We start from the raw sequence: 18,680 nt of genomic DNA on the forward strand, positions 1-18,680 counted from the left end.
CGGTCGGTTTGACCGCAAATGGGCCGCCGGGGTTATCCCCGGCGGCTTTTTTCGTGCCTCAGAGGGCCGCCGCGAGCCGCGTTCCCTGATTGATCGCCCTTTTCGCGTCCAGCTCCGCCGCGACGTCGGCACCGCCGATGACGTGACAGGTCACGCCGTTCGCCTCGAGTTGATCGGCCAGCGACCGTTCCGGCACCTGCCCGGCACAGAGCACCACGGTATCGACCTCCAGAAGCTGGGGGTTCTCGCGCGCCTCGCCCGTGCTGATCCAGAGCCCTTCGTCGGTGATCCGCTCGTAATTGACGCCGGCCCGCATATCGACCGCCTTCATCTTTAACGTCGCCCGGTGAATCCAGCCCGTCGTCTTGCCCAGCCGCTTGCCCGGCCGCTCCTGCTTGCGCTGCAACAGCACGACTTGGCGCTTCGGCTTCTCCGGCTGCGGCCCCTCCGGCGCCAGCCCGCCGCGTGCGGCCTCGGGGTCCGTCACGCCCCATTCCGCCAGCCACTCCTGCAGATCAAGCGTCGGCGACTGGCCTTCCTCGATCAGGTATTCAGACACGTCGAAGCCGATCCCGCCCGCGCCCACCACGGCCACGCGTTGGCCCACCTCGGCCCCGCCGCGCAGCACGTCGATATAGGACAGCACGTTGGGACCGTCCTGCCCTTCGATCTGCGGGTCGCGCGGGGTGACGCCGGTAGCGATGATCACCTCGTCGAAGCCTTGCAGAGCGTCGACCTCGACCCGCTGCCCCAGCTTCACTGTAACGCCGGCCGCCTCGACCATCCGGCCGTACCACTCGACAAAACCGATGAACTCTTCCTTGCCGGGAATGCGCTTGGCCATGTTGAGCTGACCGCCCAACTCGTCCGCCTGATCGAAGAGGGTCACCTTGTGCCCCCGCTCCGCCGCCGTGATCGCCGCCGACAGTCCCGCGGGTCCTGCCCCCACCACCGCGACGGTCTTCGTCGTCTCGGCCGGGGTGATGACCAGCTCGGTCTCGTGGCAGGCACGCGGGTTGACCAGACAGGTCGAGATCTTGCCGCTGAACGTATGATCTAGACAGGCCTGGTTACAGGCGATGCAGGGCGCGATCAGCCCGGCGTCACCCGCTTTGGCCTTGGCGACAAAGGCCGGGTCGGCCAGGAATGGCCGCGCCATCGAAACCATGTCGGCGCAATTCTCGGCCAGCACTTCCTCGGCCACCTCGGGTGTATTGATCCGGTTCGAGGTGATCACCGGGATGCCCACCTTTCCCATCAGCTTTTTCGTGACCCAGGCAAAGGCCGCGCGCGGCACGCTGGTGGCGATCGTCGGGATCCGCGCCTCGTGCCAGCCGATCCCGGTGTTCAGGATATCGGCGCCGGCCTTCTCGATCTCCTGCGCGAGTTGCACCACCTCTTCATGGGTCGAACCATTGGGCACAAGGTCGATCATGCTCAGACGATAGATGATGATGAAATCCGTGCCGACAGCCTCGCGCACGCGGCGGACCACCTCGATCGGCAGGCGGATGCGGTTTTCGTAGCTGCCGCCCCAGCGGTCGGTGCGCTTGTTGGTATGGGTGACGATGAACTGATTAATGAAATAGCCTTCCGACCCCATCACCTCGACCCCGTCATAGCCCGCCTCTTTCGCGCGCACGGCAGCGGTCACGAAATCGCCGATCTGCTTCTCGATGCCCTCCTCGTCCAGCTCCTTCGGCGGGAACGGCGAAATCGGCGACTTGATCGGGCTGGGGCCGACGCATTCGGGCCCATAGGCATAACGCCCGGCGTGCAGGATCTGCATAGCGATCTTGCCGCCCGCGGCATGCACCCGGTCGGTCACCACGCGGTGATTGGCAATGTCCTGATCGTTGAACAGGCCCGCCGCGCCGGGAAACACCCCGCCTTCGCGCGAGGGCGCCATACCGCCGGTCACCATCAGCGCCACGCCGCCCCGGGCGCGTGCGGCATAGAACTCGGCCACACGGTTCCAGTCCTTGGTCTCTTCCAGCCCGGTGTGCATCGAGCCCATCAGAACCCGGTTCTTCAGCGTCGTGTGGCCCAGGTCGAGCGGGCGGAACAGGTTGGGGTAGCGGGTCATCGGCGGCCTCCTCTTTCGCGGCGGAGGTCACCGGATCACGCGCGGTTTGTCACGCGAAACGTGGGGTCACGGATTTGCGATGGCGTTGCTGCGGCGGGTCAGCGGTATTGCACGGCTTCAAACCGCCCGTCCGACACCATCGATTCCCGGAACAGCCCCCGCGCGTCGCCGCCTTCAAGGAACTCGACGTTCGAGGCGCCGGCATAATCCACCTGCCCGCCCTCGGCGAGGATGCGGAAGGCGGTCTTCAGGTCGCCGGGCAGAATGCGCAGCCCCGGCGCGTTGGCCACGTCCTCGATATAGGCCTTGTAGTCCGCCGGATCGACCGAGCCCGCCGCCTGCATCGCCAGCAGAAGCACCGCCGCAGCGTCGTAGGATTCCGCGGCAAAGACGCTTTCCAGAAGCGTCGCGCCTGCCGTCGCGCGAAAACCGTCGCGTCCCGCGTCGAAGGACGTCGGGGTCAGCAGCAGCGACCCGTCGAGCCCCGACCCGACCTTGTCCAGCAGCGCCGGAGAGAAAAGCCCGTCGCCCAGGTGGTAGCGGTCAAAGGCCTTGCGGCGCGCGGCCTCGCCCAGGATCGCGCCGCCTGCCATGTCAGCGTAGCCCAGCACCACAAGCTCCGGTGCACCCGAGGCCACCAGCCGGTCGACCACGCCGCCGGGGTCCGACGTGCCATCCGGATGTGCAAGGCTCACGGCGATCTGCCCGCCCGCCGCACGGTAAGCCTCTTCGAAGGCCTGTCTCTGACCCTCACCATAGTCGTTGTCCACATAGGTTACCGCGACGCTTCTGATGTCCCGGTCCATCAGCACCTCGGCCAGAAGCGTGCCGAAGCGCGCGTCCGAAGGTGCGACGCGATAGAACAGCTTGTCGTCCGAGGCGCCGGTCAGCGCCGGCGACGTGGCCGAGGGCGAGATCATCACCATCCCGCGCTTGCTGGCGACCTTGTCCAGCACCGCCTGGCTCACGCCCGAGCAATCGGCACCCACGATCCCGCTGACACCGTCGCGGTCGATCAGCTCTCCGGCGGCGGCGACGGCGGCGGCCATGTCAACGCACGTGCTGTCGCCGCGCCGCACCTCGACCCGCGCCCCGCCGAGGAAGTTGCCCGCGGCGCTGGCCTCGGCGGCGGCGGCGTCGATGGCATCGCCCATGGCGCCGGTGAGCGTCTCGATCGGGCCGGTGAAGCCAAGCAGCGCGCCGATGCGCACGACGTCGGGAGCGTTCGAATAGTCAGGTTTCTTGCGGCCGCTCTCGTACAGCATGGACTCCGAAAAAACGGTTTCGGCTTGTTCCGGCGCGTCTTTCTCAAGGGCCTTAGCGATAGCGTCAAGTACTTCCTCTGAGTATTCCTGGACTTCACCCGGCTCGGACTGAGGCTCGGCGTCCAGCATGGCGGTCTGCCCGGCGGGTCCGGCATCGCAGTTGCGCCGCAGATAGGCGGCGGCATTGCCGGCAAAGGGATGCGCGGGGCATTGCGCCAAGAACCCGTCAAAGGCAAAGCAGCTCGGATCGCCCTTGGCCTCGTCGTAAAGCAGCGTGCAGATCGCCAGCGCCTGCGGCTGGCCGCCGCCCGGCGCCCGGCAATCGCCGGACAGGCAGGTGTCGCCCAGCGTCTGATCGTAATAGGCCGGGTGCTGCAGATGCCCCTCGAGCGTCAGCGCCAGTGTCGCGGTCTCGACCTGGGCCTGGCTGATTGCGTCCTCAAGGAAGATGCCGCGCGTCAGATGCGGCAGAAAGGTGCGGGTGAAGACCGACAGCCGCGTACCGGGGGGATCGTCGGGCAGACGGTCCAGCGCCTCCTGTCCCTCACCGGCCGAGAAGATCACGAAGGTGCCGGTGGCGGCCTTCACCGGCGCCAGCCCGCGGCTCATGCCGAAGCTCTTGCGCCCGGCGGGCGGGTCGAAGGGGTTGTTGCGGCAGGCGTCGATGATGGCGACGGTCAGGATGGCGCCCGCGGCCTCCAGTTCGTCCAGCACGCCGTTCAGCCCATTGCGCAGCGCCACCGAGCGGCGCTTGAGGATGCGGTCGCTGCCCTGTTTGGGCGCGTCCACGGGGATCAGATAGTTGGTGGCGCCGTCGCTCCAGCCATGCCCGGAATAGACCACCACGACCTCGTCCCCCGGCGCGACCGTGGTCAAAAAGCGGTCGAGCGCCCCCAGCGTGGCGTCAAGCGACAGGTCTTCGTGGTGCGAAACCTCGTAGCCCAGCCCGCCAAAGGCCTCGGCATAGGCCTGCGCGTCGGCATGGGTGTTCTGCAGGTCGGTCAGTTCCGCATAGCCCGCATTGCCCAGCACAAAGGCAAGCTTCGCCGCGCTTGCCGGGACGGCGGAAAGCAAAAGCGCCAAGGTGATTGCCAGAATGCGCATGGCGGACTCCTGAAAACCCGGCCAGCCTAGCCGACGACCCCGGCCTCGATCAAGCGCGCCGCGTCACCCGGTCTCGCGGCAATGCCGCCGGAAGGCGCGTTTCAGCATGTCCAGCTCGGCGCGCATCAGGTCGACTTCGGCGCGGATGTCGTCGCTCAGCGCCTCGCCGACGATGATCGAGAAGGTGTCCAGCACGTCACCGTCGCTGGCATCGGAAAAGACGAAGGTGTGGCTGCCCTCGCTCAGAAGCCGCGCCGGGATCGGAAACCGCACCTTCCAGCGCCCTGGCTCGCCCGCATCGCTCAGGTCGACGCCGTCGACGGGCCGGTCACCATGCAGCACCCGGATCGCGGGATCGCCGGCGCCGGGCGAACGGTCGGTCAGAAAGCCTTCCCACACGCCTTCGAAGAAGCCGGTCTTGGTCAGGGTCAGCTCGGACATTGGGGCCTCCTTTTCAGATTGCCGCGCGCAGACGGCGGCTGAAGGTCAGGTCGCGCAGCACCACCTGGTTCATCTGCGGCCCTTCGAAGATCAGGTCCAGCCAGGCCTTGTCGATACGCTTTTCGTTCAGCTTGGAATAGGCGAGGTCGAACTCGACGTGTTTCTCGCCCTGTTTCAACGGCAGTTCGCGCACGATCTTCTCGGTGTTGGGGCCGCTCTTGACGTTGAGCCGGGCGAAGATCTCGATCGGGCTTTCGAATTCGACCATGCAATCCATGCGGACCACGTGATTGCGGGTCAGCCCGTCGACCGCCGATCCGGGCAGGTCCACCGCCAGCGACAGGTAGGAACCGTCAAAGCGGAACACATCCATCCTGAGCCCGAAGGGCGCAAGGTCGGCAGCGCGGGAGTTGCGCAGCTGGCGCAGGGTCAACTCCGAGATCTGGCAGTCGTGAAACAACGTCACCTCGCCGCCCAGGTTCACCCCGGCCTCGACCGAGGCGGCGCCGGGTACGGGCAAAGGGCCGCGCCACAGTTCCGGCCGCCACGTCCAATCGCTGTCGTCGGGCGCGGCAATGGCGTCGTTGCCGATGCCGGGCAGGGCCAGCCGGTACTCGGCCACATGCAGCAGTTCGTCAAGCTTGTGACGCAGCCGCCGGGCCTGGTTGCGCTGTTGCTTGAGCACCGCAAGATCGGCCTCGCGCGCGTCCTTGACCGCCGCGCCCCAGCGCCGCAGGGACGACCGCTGCGCAATCCGCTCGAGTATTCCGTTTGCCTGCCGTGCCATCGTCTGCCTGTCCGTTCGTCTGTCAGCCACGTGTCTTGCCCGCACGCAGTCTTGCCCGGAACCCTTACCAATCCAAAAACGCCCGATTGACCGGTCCGGGTCAAGGCCGTTTCGCGCCTCAGCCCGTTACAGTACCCCGGATCCCCCGCGCCAGCTGCATCAGCAGGTCGGCGCCCGGCCGGCCCGAGATCTCGCCGCCCTCCGGCCCATAGGCCGCCAGCGAAATTGCGCGTCCGTCATGCACCATGATGGCGCGCCAGTGCGGATCACCAAGGCCGTCCTCGGACGCGGCCACAGCCGGGCGCAAGTGCATCAGCCCCACGCCGTTCACTAGGTCTTGTGACAGCACTTCAGCCTCGCCGGCCGCCGCCACCAGCACGTGCGGAGACACCGTTTCGGCCGCCGCCTCGCTGGGGGAGACCGCGACCGTCAGCACGCCGCGCGCCACCTGCGGCCCCTGCTCGCCTTCGGTCAGGGCTCGGCAGGCCAGAAGCAGCGCAAATCCACTGCGCCCGCGTTCCTTCAGCGAATGCGGCTCGATGCACCATCCCGCCGGCGCCACGACCTTGATGCCGTTCGCCAGGGTGACCCGCGTCAGCACCGTCGGCGGCAGGTCGGGCGCCGACAATCCCGGAAACAATCCACCGCCGCTGCCGCGCTCCAGCAGGCCCAGCCCCGGGCCGGTATCACCGCAGGCCGCCAACATGCCCAGAGACCCTGCCAGTGCAAACCTGCATGACCTAGGGGAAATGTTCAGTCGCATCATGTGCTTGCCGGGCCGCGTCTGCCCCCGCCTTTCCACCTTGCTTTTCGTTGCCGGTGATGTTGACCCGCCCGACGACCTGCCGCAAGCCTTATGGCGGCCGGTTTTGCATTTTCCGCTGCGGCGTTTCTGTTTTACCGTCCCGAACATGAAACGCCGCGCCTACGCCCCGCAACACAGGTTCAGCGCGCCCGCACGCGCCACGCCCGAAGCATGGCGCACCGTCGCCGGTCTGCTGCTGGGGTTCGCGCTCTACATGGCGCTGGCGCAGGGCTTTGCCGCATTGGTGCTGACCGTCGCGCCCTCGGCGCAGCAGACCGGCACCGCGCTGCATGGCTTGGTGCGGCTTCTGTCGGTCGGGCTGATCGCCGGGGCGGCGGCGCTGGTGGTCAAGACGCTGCACCGGCGTCCCGCACGCACCCTGTTCGGCGACCCGCAGATGGCCCGCACCCAGTTCCGCCGGGTGATCGGCCCGCTCGCAATGCTGATCGCCTTTACCGGGGCCGTCCAGGTCCTGACCCTGCCCGACACCCCCCTGCCCGCCCGGCGGCTGGCCGGCTGGCTGCTGATCCTGCCCTTCGCCCTTGCCGCCACGCTGATCCAGTCCGCCAGCGAAGAGGTCGTCTTCCGCGGCTACCTCGGCCAGCAGCTTGCCGCCCGCTTTCATCATCCGCTGATCTGGCTCGCCCTGCCTTCGGCGCTGTTCGGAGCAGTGCACTATGCCCCGGCGGTTTATGGCGGCAACGCTGGCGCCATCGCCCTCTGGGCCGTGCTCTTCGGCCTTGCGATGGCCGATCTTACCGCGCGCAGCGGCACCCTCGGTCCGGCGATCGCCGTCCATTTCGCGATGAACGTCTGGTCGATCCTCGGGCTCGCCCTGCCCGGACCGCTGGTCGGCCTCGCGCTCTATGTGCTGCCGTTCGGACCGGGGGACGAGGCCGCCCTCCGTGCCCTGATGCCGGCGGAGGTTCTGCACATCGCGCTGGCCTGGCTGACCGTCCGCATCGCCCTACGCGTTTGATTGCAATTCCAACCACAGCGGCTTATTTGCTGGGCAGACCGCTTGCCGGAAGCCACAGAAGACAGGTCGGACCATGAACTGGATCACCAACTACGTACGCCCGCGCATCAACTCGATCTTCTCGCGCAGGGAAGTGCCCGAGAATCTGTGGACCAAGTGCAGCGAATGCGGGACCATGCTGTTTCACCGCGAGATCCGGGAAAACCTCAACGTCTGTTCGAGCTGCGGCCACCATATGCCGATCAGCCCGCGCGACCGTTTCGAGACGCTGTTCGACGGCGGCATCTTCCGCGAGGTGCGGGTGCCCGAGCCGCTGACCGATCCGCTGCACTTCAAGGATCAGAAGCGCTATCCCGACCGGTTGAAGACCGCGCAGAAGAACACCGGCGAAAAAGAGGCCATGTTGGTGGCCCATGGTGAAATCGGGCGCACGCCGATCGTCGCCGCGGCGCAGGACTTTTCCTTCATGGGCGGGTCGATGGGCATGTACGTCGGCAATGCGATCATCGCCGCCGCCGAGCAGGCAGTTAAGGCGAAGTGCCCGCTGGTCCTTTTCTCGGCCGCCGGGGGGGCGCGGATGCAGGAAGGCATCCTCAGCCTCATGCAGATGCCCCGCACCACCGTCGCCGTGCAGATGCTGAAAGAGGCTGGCCTGCCCTATATCGTGGTGCTGACCCATCCCACGACCGGCGGCGTCACCGCCTCTTACGCGATGCTGGGCGACGTGCAGATCGCCGAACCCAACGCGCTGATCTGCTTCGCCGGGCCACGCGTCATCGAACAGACCATCCGCGAGAAGCTGCCCGAAGGCTTTCAGCGCGCCGAATACCTGCTTGAGCACGGCATGCTCGACCGCGTCACCCCGCGCAAGAAGATGCGCGAGGAACTGATCACCATCACCCGGATGCTGATGGGCCTGCCGCCCGCGGTTCACGCCGACCTGCCGGCGCCGGACGCGTCGGAGGTGACCACCCCCGCGGAAGCGGATGATCCGGCTGCGGCCAAGAAATGACCGCCGCCACCTCGGACGTCATCCTCGAACGGATGATGGCACTGCATCCCAAGGTCATCGACCTCACGCTCGACCGCGTCTGGCGCCTGCTGGAGGCATTGGGCAATCCCCAGAACGATCTGCCACCGGTGATCCACCTTGCCGGAACCAACGGCAAGGGTTCGACCCAAGCGATGATCCGCGCCGGGCTGGAGGCCGCCGGCCACCGCGTCCATGCCTATACCTCGCCGCACCTCGCCCGGTTCCACGAACGAATCCGGCTGGCGGGTGAGCTGATCTCTGAAGACGCGCTGACCGACGTCCTCGACGAATGCTATGCCGCCAACGGCAGCGAGCCGATCACCTATTTCGAAATCACCACCTGCGCCGCGATCCTTGCCATGGCGCGGACGCCGGCGGATTACACCCTGCTCGAGGTTGGCCTCGGCGGCCGTCTCGACGCCACCAACGTGATCGACACCCCGCTGCTGACCGTGATCACCCCGATCTCGATCGACCACGAGCAGTTCCTCGGCAACACGCTGGCCAAGATCGCGGGTGAAAAGGCCGGTATCCTCAAGCGCGGCGTGCCCTGCGTCGTCGGCCCGCAACCTGATGAGGCGCTCGAGGTCATCGAAGCCCGCGCCGCCGCGCTGGGTGCGCCGCTGATCGCCCGCGGCCAGCACTGGCACGTTCAGGAAGAACGGGACCGCTTGGTTTTTCAGGACGACACCGCACTGCTCGACCTGCCGCTGCCCAACCTGCCGGGCATCCACCAGATCGACAATGCCGGTGCCGCGGTTGCCGCCCTGCGCCATCTCGGCATGAACGACAGCGCCTGCGAGGCCGCCGTCACCCGCGCGTATTGGCCGGGTCGTATGCAGCGTCTTACCGAAGGGGCGCTGGTGGATCTGGCCCCTGACGCACAGATCTGGCTTGATGGAGGCCACAACGCCGCCGCGGGTGAGGCGCTTGCCGCCCATCTCGGCCGTCTTCCACAAGCACCGACGCATTTGATCTGCGGCATGCTCAACACCAAGGACGTCAGCGGCTTCATGCGCCCACTGTCCCGCGTCGCGGACAGCCTGACTGCTGTGTCGATCCCCGGCGAGGCCAACACCCTGCCCGCCGACACCACGGCCGAGGCCGCCCGCGCCGCCGGTATGACCGCAGGCACCGCCGAAAGCGTCAGTGCCGCCCTGCGGGAGATCGCGGACAAGACTCCACAGGCGCGCATCCTGATCTGTGGCTCGCTCTATCTGGCTGGCGCGGTCCTGCGCGAAAACATCTGACGGCCCCGCCCTTCCGCTCCGAAGGCGGCGCAGACTGGGGGCCATCCCTGCCTACGCAAGGGAAATTGCGAATCGAATCACCTTACCGTTGACTGATTCGCACAAATATCGCTATATTTCGTAGCAATAATATGCGCGGCGCCAAGATTATTGCTGCTATTCCATATTTGGCGCGCGCGATGTCGGGGGACATAGATGTTGTTTCGTGCGTGGGTATGGGCTGTCTCGGGCCTGCTGGTGAGCCATTCGGCATGGGCGCAGGACGTGCGCATCACCGCCGCGCTCGACAGCCACGCCGCCACGATCAACGGCCAGACGCAGGTCATCGAGCGCATTCAGGACACCGAGCATAGGCTGAGCGGCGAATTCACCAAGACCTCGCGCCCCTGCCCGCCGTTCTGCATCGCGCCGATCGCCGCCGCGCCCGGCGTCGCCACGCTGGGCGAGATCGAGGTGATCGACTTCATCGACACCCATGTCGCTGCGGGCACCGGTTTGCTTCTCGACAGCCGCCTGCCCGAGTGGTTCGCCAAAGGCTCGATCCCCGGCGCGGTCAACGTGCCCTTCACCACGCTTGAACCCGAGAACCCCTATCGTGACGATATCCTCGCGGCGCTGGGGGCCGTGCGCGACGACGAGACATGGGATTTCGCCAACGCCATGGACCTGCTGCTGTTCTGCAACGGGCCATGGTGCGATCAGGCGCCGCGCGCGATCCGCAATCTGATGGCCACCGGCTACCCTGCCGACCGGCTGCACTATTACCGTGGCGGCATGCAGCTTTGGCTGCTGCTCGGCCTGACCGTGGCAGAGGCCGGATGATGGGCAAGGGGCGGATATCATGATCCGGCTCTTTCTTCTTGCCGCCGCAGCACTTTCGGGGATGGGTGCGGTCATCGTCACCTGGATGGCAGAGCCCGATCTCGCCACCGCGCCGCAGGTCACACGCACCGACACCACGCTGCATTCCGCCACTGACCGTCGGGCACTGCCGACGGATCTGCGCACGGGCACGTTCGACCAGCAGATGCTGGCGCGAACCATCGCCCGCGACACCCTCCGCGCGCAAGCGCCCGCGCCCACGACCGTCAATGGCACTTCCGATGAAATGCGTGCGCTGACCGACAGCGTTCTGATCGGCCTCGGCACCCCGCGTGCGCAGGTGGCCTCCGCGACGCTCAGGGCGCTGGTCACGCAGGCGGTGCATCTGGGCCGCGGCGATGTCTATGTCGATGCGCTGCTGACCGAAGCCGGGGTTCAAACCGCCGGACCGGACGCCGGTGCCCCGGCACTCGGCGCGGGCGTGGCCGACACCGCCGCCCGGCTCAATGCGCTGGTCAGCCGGTCCACGGCCCCCAAGATCAGACCGGCGCCGAAACCCGCGGTGCCCAAATCACAGGCCAGTGTCAGCCGCAGCGCCGCCGTTGCGGCGCTGCCCGACGCGACCGCGGCCCCCGATGCGCCGTTGATCTATACCGTGCGTCCCGGCGACAGCCTCGCCGGCATCGCCCTGCGCCACTATGGCACCACCACCGCCTATGAACTGATCTACCGGGCCAATCGCCACAAGCTGCAGTCGCCCAGCGCCGTGAGGCCCGGAATGACCCTGACGATCCCGGCACTCTGACCGGGACACACGCGATAACATAGAGGGCAGTAAGCCACGAGCAGCCACTGGGGTCCTTCGGGACCCCATTTTTTCGCGCAGTACCTACTGTATGGGCGTTTCGACTCGTCGTCCGTCAGTCCAGTTGCCGCGCCTCGTCCACCAGCATCACGGGGATGCCGTTGCGGATAGGAAAGGCCAGTTTGGCCTTCTCCGACACCAGCTCCTGCCGCTCGGCGTCATAGCGCAGCCGGGTCTGGGTCCGGGGGCAGACCAGCGCCTCGATCATCCGCCGGTCAAAGGCATCGGCGGCGTGGGGATCGTCGTTCATTGCATTATCTCCTCGGCCGTGCCGCCGCGCAGGGAAAACTCGATAAGTGTCACCAGCGTCTCACGCCGGGTCGCCAGCGAAGGCGCCTCCAGCAGCGCCTGCTTGTCTTCGGGATCGAACTCCAGCAGCATCGACAGAGAATTGATCAGCAACTCGTCCTCGGCGTCGCTCAAGGTGTCCCAATCCGCAGACAGATCGCGCGCCTCGAAGTAGCGCGACAACAGCTTCATGAAGCTGGGCCGGTCAAAACCGGCGTCACATTCCATCTGGCCCAGATCGCGGCCGAACCCGGCCCAGTCGACATCGCAACGGCGATAGGCCGAAAACCCCTCGACCTCGCGTTTCACCCGAAACCGCGACACACCCGACAGGGTCACCATGAACCGCCCGTCCTCGGTCTCCGAAAACTGCGTCAGCCGACCGGCACAGCCGATGCTGTGCAACCGGTCGTCATCGCTGCCCGGACCGGGACTGGGCTGCACCATTCCGATCAGGCGCTGCGGCGTCTTCATGCAATCCTCGACCATCGCCAGATAGCGCGGCTCGAAGATGTGCAGCGGCAACCGCGACCGGGGCAGCAGCAGCGCGCCGGGCAAAGGGAAAACCGGGATCGTGTCGGGCAGGTCTGCGGCGCTGATCATGCCTCCTTACCTAGCCTTCGCGGCCGATCAGGCAAATATCATCGAGCTCAATTTCCGCCGTCCGTTCAGCACCACCGGATCGTTCGGTTTCAGCGCCTCGAAGATGGTGAAAAGCTGGGTCTTCGCGGCCCCGTCGTTCCACTCACGGTCGCGGCGAAACACTTCGAGCAACTCGTCGACCGCGCCCGCCGCATCGCCGTTGGCATAGAGCGCCTGCGCTAGGTCGTACCGCGCCTGGCTGTCCGCCGGATCGGCCTCGACCTTGGCGCGCAGCTCGGCGGTCGGCCCCGCGCCTGCGGCCTGCTTGGCCAGCTCAAGCTGGGCATGTGCGGCGTCCAGTTCCGGTGCCTGCGAGATCTCTACCGGTGCGCCGTTCAGCACCGCCTCGGCCTGCTCCAGATCACCCGCCGCGATGTGCGCACGCACCAGCCCGCCATAGGCCTTGGCGTTGGCCGGCTCTTCGCCGAGGACCGCCGCGAAGGTCTGCGCTGCGTCCACCACCGCGCCCTGCTCCAGCATCTCTTCCGCTGCCGCGATCGCCTCGTCCAGCCCGCCGCTGGCATCGCCACCGCCCTGCTCGACCAGCTTGTCGACGAAGGCCTTGATCTCGGACGCCGGCACCGCGCCTTGGAAGCCGTCGATCGGCTGGCCCTGCCAGAATGCATAGACGGTGGGGATCGACTGGATGCGCAACTGTCCGGCGATGTTCTGTGCCTCGTCGACGTTGACCTTGGCCATGCGCACCGCGCCCTTGGCCGCCGTCACGGCGTCTTCCAGCATCGGGCCCAGCGTCTTGCACGGGCCGCACCACGGCGCCCAGAAGTCCACGATCACCGGCACCTGCATCGAGGCTTCGACCACCTCGGCCATGAAGTCCGCCTCGGCGACGTCCTTGATCATGTCGGCGCCCGCGGCTGTCGCGCCGCCGTTCTGCCCTTGTCCGAGTTCCAGCATCCCTGGCTCCTTCGCTTGTCCGCTCAGCCTCATTTAGGCGCTGCCGCGGCACTTGCAACGCAATGCAGCGGTTTACCCGCGCGTCACGGCTATCTAGCATCCCGGAGGACGGATGTGAAAGGCCAACAGATGACACGCACGCTTCTGACCTATGGCGACAGCAACACCCACGGGACCACGCCGATCACGGTGCCCGGCGAACTTGGCCGCTATGGCCCCGAGACGCGCTGGCCGACGGTCATGGCCGCCGCGCTGCCGTCGGGCTGGCATCTGGTGGAAGAGGGTCTGCCGGGGCGCACCACGCAGTTTCCCGACCCCGTGATGGGCGCGCATATGGAAGGTCGCGACGGGCTGAAGATCGCGCTGGCCTCGCACCGGCCGGTGCGGTTGCTGACGATTATGCTGGGCACCAACGACCTGAAGACGCGGTTCCAGCCCAGCGCCGCGCGGATCGCTTCGGGCGTGGCCGGCTTGCTCGACATCGCGCTGCACCGTGATCTGGCGCCGCAACACCCCGGCATGAAGGTGCTGCTGATCGCGCCGCCCCCGGTCAAGGAACTCGGCCCGATCCGCCCTGACTTCACCGGGGCCGAGGCGCATGGCCCCGGGTTGGCCCCGGCGCTGCAAGAGCAGGCCGAGGCCCGCGGCGTGGTCTTCTTCGACGCCGGATCGGTGATTGAGACCAGCGACGTGGACGGCGTGCATTTCGGCCCCGAGGCGCACCGGATACTGGGCGAAGCACTGGCTGAGGTGGTGACGGGGATGCGCTGGGATGCGGCCGTCTAACTGCCTGGGGTTGCATGGTAATACAGACATCCGCCGTCCCGGATCAGGTCCGGTGCGGGGTCGCTCTACTCCGCGTCGGCCCCGATTTTGCGCACATGCGGGAAGTCGCCTTGGGCGATGTAGGCTTCCTCATCCGGCGAGGACAGCCGACCGTAGAACGGGTTCCGATGCGGGTGCCTTCCGAACCGGCGGATGATCTCACGCACCCGGCGCGGTTGCTGGTTCATCTCAGCGTAACGTGCGGCATAAGGCCCTTGGACGGTCGCGGTCAGCGCATCGGCCATCTCCACCGCCATGTCCACTCGCGCCAAGTGGTCGGGACCCTCGCAATGACAGAGCGAGATGATGTAGAAGTTCTTCTCCCACGCCCAGCGCAGGGCGTCGTAGTGGCCGTTCTGAACGCCCTGCAAAATCAATAGGTTGGACTTGATGTCCTGCCCGAAGGCCGCCGGCGTGTCGCGCCAGAGCGAGCGCGGGAATTGATCCAGCACGAGGATAAGCGCAAGCCGGCCATAGGCGGTCTCGGCCCAGTGGTCGTAGTACCCGCGCGCGCCGGCCTCGGTGACCTGCGCCATGGTGGTGCAGATCGCCTGATCCATGCCGCCACGCATGCGGCTGGACCAGAAATCCTCGTGATCTTTCAGCCCCTTGTCTTCGAGGTTCGGGGGGAACCAGAACGCCAGAATGTCCTCGGGGCTAACGGTGTCGGCGGAGATCTGGGTCATGGAATGGGCTTTCAGAGATCGAAGGTGGCAAAGACCGGCGCGTGGTCCGATGGCTGCTCCCAGCCCCGCACCGGGCGCAGAATTCTGCTGGAATGTCCGGCACTTGCGATGTCGGGCGTGGCCCAGATGTGATCGAGCCGGCGGCCCTTGTCGGCGGCGTCCCAATCGGGCGAGCGGTAGGACCACCAGCTGTAGAGGTTGCCGTCGGGGATGTCCTTGCGGGTGATGTCGACCCAGTGGCCGGCGTCCTGCGTCTGGGCGAGGTGCTCGACCTCGACCGGCGTGTGCGAGACGACGCGCAGCAGCTTCTTGTGATCCCAGACGTCATCTTCGCGCGGGGCGATGTTGAGATCGCCGACGAGGATGCTTTTCTTGGGCGTCTCGGCGTGAAACCAGTCACGCATCTCGGTGAGGTAATCGAGCTTCTGGCCGAACTTGACATTGACCTGCCGGTCCGGCTTGTCCCCGCCGGCCGGGACATAGAAGTTGTGGATCGTCAGACCGTTATCCAATTCCGCCGCGACATGGCGGGCATGGCCCAGGGCGGCGAAATCGCGGTCTCCGACGTCGCGGATCGGAAGCTTCGACAGGATGGCGACGCCGTTGTAGCCCTTCTGTCCGCGCGCGACCATGTGGGTGTAGCCCAGCGCCTGAAAGGTCTCGAGAGGGATCTTGTCGACCGGGCTTTTGCACTCCTGCAGGCACAGGATATCCGGGGCTTCGTCGGTGAGCAGCCGCTCCACCAGGCCGGCGCGGAGGCGCACGGAGTTGATGTTCCAGGTGGCGAGGGTGAAGGGCATGCAGCGGTCTCCGGCGGTCAGGTCAGGGCGCGAGAATGGCCCTTCCGGCAGCCGGGTTCAAGGGCGGGCGTTTTGTACAATTTGTACAAAACCACCCCCTGTTTTGTACAAAAGCCCCCCTCGCCTGACGGGGGCCCCGCATCTGCCCTACCCCGGGCTCATGCCGCGCATGCGTTCCGAGCGGCGGCGGAGCATTTCGACCGTCGCCAGCAGCGCGATCGAGATCGTCACGAGGATGGTCGCGGCCGCCAGGATGGTGGGCGAGATCTGTTCGCGCAGGCCGGTGAACATCTGCCACGGCAGGGTCTGCCATTCGGCGCTGCCGAGGAAGATCACCACCACGACCTCGTCGAACGAAGTGATGAAGGCGAAGAGCCCGCCCGAAATCACGCCGGGCAGGATCAGCGGCATCTGCACCCGGAAGAAGGTGGTCACCGGGTCGGCGCCCATGTTGGCGGCGGCGCGGGTCAGCGAAGTGTCGAAGCTGACCAGCGTCGCGGTCACGGTGATGATCACGAAGGGAATGCCCAGCACGGCGTGGGCCAGCACGATGCCCCAGTAGGTGCCCTGAATGCCGATCGAGGAATAGAAGAAGTACATGCCGGTGGCCGAGATGATCAGCGGCACGATCATCGGCGAGATCAGCACCGCCATGATCGACCGCTTGAAGGGCACGTGGCTCTGGCTGAGGCCGATCGCGGCGAGGGTGCCCAGCGAGACCGAGATCAGCGTTGCGACCGGCGCGATCTTGACCGAGTTCCAGACCGCGGATGTCCATTCCGAGTTGGTCAGGAAGTCGCGATAGTGTTTCAGCGAATAGCCTTCGGGATCGAGGCGCAGCATTTCCGGGGTAAAGGTAAAGAAGTCCTCGGCGTTGAAGCTCAGCGGCATCACCACGATGATCGGTGTGATCAGGAAGATGAAGATCGCGCCGCAGATCACGATGAAGGTGTATTCCCAGAGCACCTGTCCGGGTGTCAGGTAGGGCGCCAGCTTGGCCCGGTAGCGGCCTTCGGCGATCCAGAACAGGAACCAGCCGACGAACCAGCCAAACAAGAGCCCCATGATCGCCGCCGAGACGCCGCCCAGCAGGAAGCCGGCGAGGCCGAAGCCCGCGATCATGATCCACTTGGCCGGCTTTTCCTGCCGCCAGGTGTGGGTAAACAGCCAGGCAAGGCCGGCCAACAGGGCCGCGCCTATCACCAGGCCGATGAAGGGGGCGTCGTTGGCGATACCCACGAGCAGGCCCATGAAGCCCCCGACGGCGGCCATGACCGGCGCGACGAAAGAGAACGGCTTGGGTTCGATCGGTGTCAGTGCGGCCATGTCTCTTATCCCAGCTTCACGTTGTCGATGCCGACGATCTTGTCGTAGGCCCAGTAGAGGATCAGGACCACCGCGAACAATATCGTCCCCAGCGCGGCCGCGAGGCCCCAGTTGAGCGAGGACGAGATGTGATAGGCGATCCGGTTCGAGATGAAGACACCCTTGGTGCCGCCGACGATCTCGGGCGTGATGTAGTAGCCGATGGACAGGATGAAGACGAGGATCGACCCGGCCCCGATGCCCGGCACCGACTGCGGGAAGTAGACCCGCCAGAAGGCTGTCCAGTTGGTCGCGCCCAGCGACTTGGCGGCGCGCAGGTAGGACGGCTGGATGGTCTGCATCACCGAATACATCGGCAGGATCATGAACGGCAGCAGGATGTGGGTCATCGCCACGATGGTGCCGAACTGGTTGTTGATCATCACCAGCCGCCCGGCGTCATTGACCAGCCCCAGCCAGACCAGCACGTCGTTGATCACCCCCTGCTGTTGCAGCATCACCTTCCAGGCCGAGGTGCGGACCAGCAGCGAGGTCCAGAACGGCAGCAGCACGAGGATCATCAAGAGGTTGGCCTGACGCATCGGCAGGTTGGCGAGGATCCAGGCCACCGGATAGGCCAGAAGAATGCAGGACCCGGTAATCACCAGCGACATGAAGATCGTGCGCTGGAACAGGGTGATGTAGATGCGTTCGTTCTCGGGGCGCGGCTCGAAACCGTCGGCGGTTTTCTTCAGGTCGACGGAGTTGAGGAAATAGCCGTTGGTGTATTTCGGGCTGTAGGTCTGCAGCGTCTGCCAGGTCTCGAAGGCGGTCCAGTCCTCGTCGATCTCTTCAAAGGCGGCGCGGAAGTTCGGCTCGGGCAACTCGTCGGCGATCCCGGCGGCTTCTTTCAGCAGGTCTGCCTGCGGGCCGTCATAGGCGGCGATGGCCTCGGCCGCGCCGTCCCGTTTCAGGTCGAGCGCGAGGGCGGCATAAACCGCTTCCCACGGGTCTTCCTCGGCCACGACATCTTCGTCGGCGTAGACGGTGAAGGTGGCGAAGGCGGTGTAGGCCTGTGCGGTGCGGGGCAGGATCTCGGAGATCTCACGCGACGGGACGAAGCCGATGTCGCCGCGCGCCTCGGAACTGGTCAGCCGGTTGTAGCGGCGGCGTTCGGAGGTGACGAGATCGGTGTTGCCGTCGCCGGTGCCGCTCATCAGTTCGTACCAGACCGCGCCGTCGCCCCAAGCATCATTGAGGTCTTCGAGCGGGTCCTGATAGACCTCGGCAATGTCGTCGAGACTGCGGCCGGATTGGCGGAACAGCGAGGACACGCCGGTCTGTTCGTAATTGAGGCGGGTGCCGAGCTTGGTGTGCTCCTTGGCTTCGGCGGCGAGGAACAGGTCGAAGAACAGGTTTTGGAAGACGGGTTCTTGGGGGACCTCGCCGGTGGTGCCGTCCCAGTCCTCGAGCGAGGCCGTGGTCAGCGGCAGGGTGTTCGACACGATCTCGTTCTCGACCGAGCGGAACAGCATCGAGGCAATCGGCGCGATGAATGTCACCAGCACGAAGATCAGCAGCGGCGCGATCAGCATCAGCGCGCGCATCTTCTGCACCCGCAGCGCACGGTTGAGCGAGGATTTGAGCGATTTGCCGTCGGCTGTCACCAGCCGTCCGCGGGAATCGGTGGCCTCGACCTCGTGGAATGCATCTTCGGGGGTCGGCGCCGACATCGTCTGGGGGCCGGTTGCCTTGAGATCGCTCATCTGTCTTTCCCTCTGC

Annotated in this window: 18 protein-coding genes; 6 read left to right on the forward strand and 12 right to left on the reverse strand. The window is 66.2% G+C overall.

Going from position 1 to position 18,680, the window contains the following annotated elements; translation table 11 throughout:
- Positions 1-58 precede the first annotated feature (58 nt).
- From AC04PT_RS15520 to AC04PT_RS15540, 5 genes are all read right to left on the reverse strand, one after another.
- The gene (locus tag AC04PT_RS15520; RefSeq protein WP_482874630.1) at positions 59-2,086 is read right to left on the reverse strand and encodes an FAD-dependent oxidoreductase; all 2,028 of its coding nucleotides are present in this window, start codon (positions 2,084-2,086) and stop codon (positions 59-61) included.
- A gap of 98 nt (positions 2,087-2,184) precedes the next feature.
- A complete protein-coding gene (locus AC04PT_RS15525; protein WP_482874631.1) occupies positions 2,185-4,455 on the reverse strand; it encodes an ABC transporter substrate-binding protein in 2,271 nt (756 codons plus the stop codon).
- Between the two features lie 63 nt (positions 4,456-4,518).
- On the reverse strand, positions 4,519-4,896 hold the full coding sequence (locus tag AC04PT_RS15530; protein ID WP_482874632.1) for a hypothetical protein: 378 nt from the start codon (positions 4,894-4,896) through the stop codon (positions 4,519-4,521).
- A gap of 13 nt (positions 4,897-4,909) precedes the next feature.
- Positions 4,910-5,683 (reverse strand): DUF6478 family protein, encoded by a 774-nt coding sequence (locus tag AC04PT_RS15535; RefSeq protein WP_482874633.1) that lies wholly within the window; start codon positions 5,681-5,683, stop codon positions 4,910-4,912.
- A gap of 118 nt (positions 5,684-5,801) precedes the next feature.
- Complete coding sequence (locus AC04PT_RS15540) at positions 5,802-6,389, reverse strand: hypothetical protein (RefSeq protein WP_482874634.1); 588 nt, start codon at positions 6,387-6,389, stop codon at positions 5,802-5,804.
- 205 nt (positions 6,390-6,594) lie between these two features.
- Between AC04PT_RS15540 and AC04PT_RS15545 the strand changes: the two genes are divergently transcribed.
- From AC04PT_RS15545 to AC04PT_RS15565, 5 genes are all read left to right on the forward strand, one after another.
- Positions 6,595-7,467 (forward strand): CPBP family intramembrane glutamic endopeptidase, encoded by an 873-nt coding sequence (locus AC04PT_RS15545; protein WP_482874635.1) that lies wholly within the window; start codon positions 6,595-6,597, stop codon positions 7,465-7,467.
- A gap of 73 nt (positions 7,468-7,540) precedes the next feature.
- Positions 7,541-8,479, forward strand: coding sequence for an acetyl-CoA carboxylase, carboxyltransferase subunit beta (accD, locus tag AC04PT_RS15550; protein WP_482874636.1), 939 nt, complete (start codon positions 7,541-7,543; stop codon positions 8,477-8,479).
- The gene (locus AC04PT_RS15555) at positions 8,476-9,750 is read left to right on the forward strand and encodes a bifunctional folylpolyglutamate synthase/dihydrofolate synthase (RefSeq protein ID WP_482874637.1); all 1,275 of its coding nucleotides are present in this window, start codon (positions 8,476-8,478) and stop codon (positions 9,748-9,750) included. Before accD ends, AC04PT_RS15555 begins: the two co-directional genes overlap by 4 nt.
- Before the next feature lie 195 nt (positions 9,751-9,945).
- Entirely contained in the window at positions 9,946-10,572 is a 627-nt protein-coding gene (locus AC04PT_RS15560) for a rhodanese-like domain-containing protein (protein WP_482874638.1), read from the forward strand.
- Positions 10,573-10,591: 19 nt separating this feature from the next.
- The gene (locus AC04PT_RS15565) at positions 10,592-11,377 is read left to right on the forward strand and encodes a LysM peptidoglycan-binding domain-containing protein (RefSeq protein WP_482874639.1); all 786 of its coding nucleotides are present in this window, start codon (positions 10,592-10,594) and stop codon (positions 11,375-11,377) included.
- Positions 11,378-11,492: 115 nt separating this feature from the next.
- On the opposite strand, the gene AC04PT_RS15570 is transcribed toward AC04PT_RS15565, so the two are convergent.
- Genes AC04PT_RS15570 through AC04PT_RS15580 form a run of 3 tightly spaced genes read right to left on the reverse strand, consistent with a single transcriptional unit; the run spans position 11,493 to position 13,282 of the window.
- A complete protein-coding gene (locus AC04PT_RS15570; protein ID WP_482874640.1) occupies positions 11,493-11,687 on the reverse strand; it encodes a Trm112 family protein in 195 nt (64 codons plus the stop codon).
- Positions 11,684-12,328 carry an LON peptidase substrate-binding domain-containing protein gene (locus AC04PT_RS15575; protein WP_482874641.1) on the reverse strand — a complete coding sequence of 215 codons (645 nt, stop codon included), beginning with the start codon at positions 12,326-12,328 and terminating at the stop codon, positions 11,684-11,686. The genes AC04PT_RS15570 and AC04PT_RS15575 overlap by 4 nt, the downstream gene beginning before the upstream one ends.
- 27 nt (positions 12,329-12,355) lie before the next feature.
- Complete coding sequence (locus tag AC04PT_RS15580; RefSeq protein ID WP_482874642.1) at positions 12,356-13,282, reverse strand: tetratricopeptide repeat protein; 927 nt, start codon at positions 13,280-13,282, stop codon at positions 12,356-12,358.
- Positions 13,283-13,411: 129 nt separating this feature from the next.
- Between AC04PT_RS15580 and AC04PT_RS15585 the strand changes: the two genes are divergently transcribed.
- Positions 13,412-14,068 (forward strand): SGNH/GDSL hydrolase family protein, encoded by a 657-nt coding sequence (locus AC04PT_RS15585; protein ID WP_482874643.1) that lies wholly within the window; start codon positions 13,412-13,414, stop codon positions 14,066-14,068.
- A gap of 65 nt (positions 14,069-14,133) precedes the next feature.
- On the opposite strand, the gene AC04PT_RS15590 is transcribed toward AC04PT_RS15585, so the two are convergent.
- From AC04PT_RS15590 to AC04PT_RS15605, 4 genes are all read right to left on the reverse strand, one after another.
- Positions 14,134-14,793, reverse strand: coding sequence for a DUF924 family protein (locus AC04PT_RS15590; RefSeq protein WP_482874644.1), 660 nt, complete (start codon positions 14,791-14,793; stop codon positions 14,134-14,136).
- 11 nt (positions 14,794-14,804) lie between these two features.
- Positions 14,805-15,593 (reverse strand): exodeoxyribonuclease III, encoded by a 789-nt coding sequence (locus tag AC04PT_RS15595; RefSeq protein ID WP_482874645.1) that lies wholly within the window; start codon positions 15,591-15,593, stop codon positions 14,805-14,807.
- Between the two features lie 147 nt (positions 15,594-15,740).
- Positions 15,741-16,919 (reverse strand): ABC transporter permease, encoded by a 1,179-nt coding sequence (locus tag AC04PT_RS15600; protein WP_482874646.1) that lies wholly within the window; start codon positions 16,917-16,919, stop codon positions 15,741-15,743.
- Positions 16,920-16,924: 5 nt separating this feature from the next.
- Complete coding sequence (locus tag AC04PT_RS15605) at positions 16,925-18,664, reverse strand: ABC transporter permease (RefSeq protein ID WP_482874647.1); 1,740 nt, start codon at positions 18,662-18,664, stop codon at positions 16,925-16,927.
- Between the last annotated feature and the right edge of the window lie 16 nt (positions 18,665-18,680).

It is taken from the genome of Litorisediminivivens sp. KMU-197 (assembly GCF_056858395.1).

Coding starts and splice junctions, on each gene's coding strand:
- AC04PT_RS15585 (WP_482874643.1), top strand. CDS start 13,412: ATGACACGCACGCTTCTGACCTATGGCGACAGCAACACCCACGGGACC.
- AC04PT_RS15605 (WP_482874647.1), bottom strand. CDS start 18,664: ATGAGCGATCTCAAGGCAACCGGCCCCCAGACGATGTCGGCGCCGACC.
- AC04PT_RS15555 (WP_482874637.1), top strand. CDS start 8,476: ATGACCGCCGCCACCTCGGACGTCATCCTCGAACGGATGATGGCACTG.
- AC04PT_RS15530 (WP_482874632.1), bottom strand. CDS start 4,896: ATGTCCGAGCTGACCCTGACCAAGACCGGCTTCTTCGAAGGCGTGTGG.
- AC04PT_RS15540 (WP_482874634.1), bottom strand. CDS start 6,389: ATGTTGGCGGCCTGCGGTGATACCGGCCCGGGGCTGGGCCTGCTGGAG.
- AC04PT_RS15535 (WP_482874633.1), bottom strand. CDS start 5,683: ATGGCACGGCAGGCAAACGGAATACTCGAGCGGATTGCGCAGCGGTCG.
- AC04PT_RS15560 (WP_482874638.1), top strand. CDS start 9,946: ATGTTGTTTCGTGCGTGGGTATGGGCTGTCTCGGGCCTGCTGGTGAGC.
- AC04PT_RS15545 (WP_482874635.1), top strand. CDS start 6,595: ATGAAACGCCGCGCCTACGCCCCGCAACACAGGTTCAGCGCGCCCGCA.
- AC04PT_RS15590 (WP_482874644.1), bottom strand. CDS start 14,793: ATGACCCAGATCTCCGCCGACACCGTTAGCCCCGAGGACATTCTGGCG.
- AC04PT_RS15580 (WP_482874642.1), bottom strand. CDS start 13,282: ATGCTGGAACTCGGACAAGGGCAGAACGGCGGCGCGACAGCCGCGGGC.
- AC04PT_RS15600 (WP_482874646.1), bottom strand. CDS start 16,919: ATGGCCGCACTGACACCGATCGAACCCAAGCCGTTCTCTTTCGTCGCG.
- AC04PT_RS15525 (WP_482874631.1), bottom strand. CDS start 4,455: ATGCGCATTCTGGCAATCACCTTGGCGCTTTTGCTTTCCGCCGTCCCG.
- AC04PT_RS15595 (WP_482874645.1), bottom strand. CDS start 15,593: ATGCCCTTCACCCTCGCCACCTGGAACATCAACTCCGTGCGCCTCCGC.
- AC04PT_RS15570 (WP_482874640.1), bottom strand. CDS start 11,687: ATGAACGACGATCCCCACGCCGCCGATGCCTTTGACCGGCGGATGATC.
- accD (WP_482874636.1), top strand. CDS start 7,541: ATGAACTGGATCACCAACTACGTACGCCCGCGCATCAACTCGATCTTC.
- AC04PT_RS15565 (WP_482874639.1), top strand. CDS start 10,592: ATGATCCGGCTCTTTCTTCTTGCCGCCGCAGCACTTTCGGGGATGGGT.
- AC04PT_RS15520 (WP_482874630.1), bottom strand. CDS start 2,086: ATGACCCGCTACCCCAACCTGTTCCGCCCGCTCGACCTGGGCCACACG.
- AC04PT_RS15575 (WP_482874641.1), bottom strand. CDS start 12,328: ATGATCAGCGCCGCAGACCTGCCCGACACGATCCCGGTTTTCCCTTTG.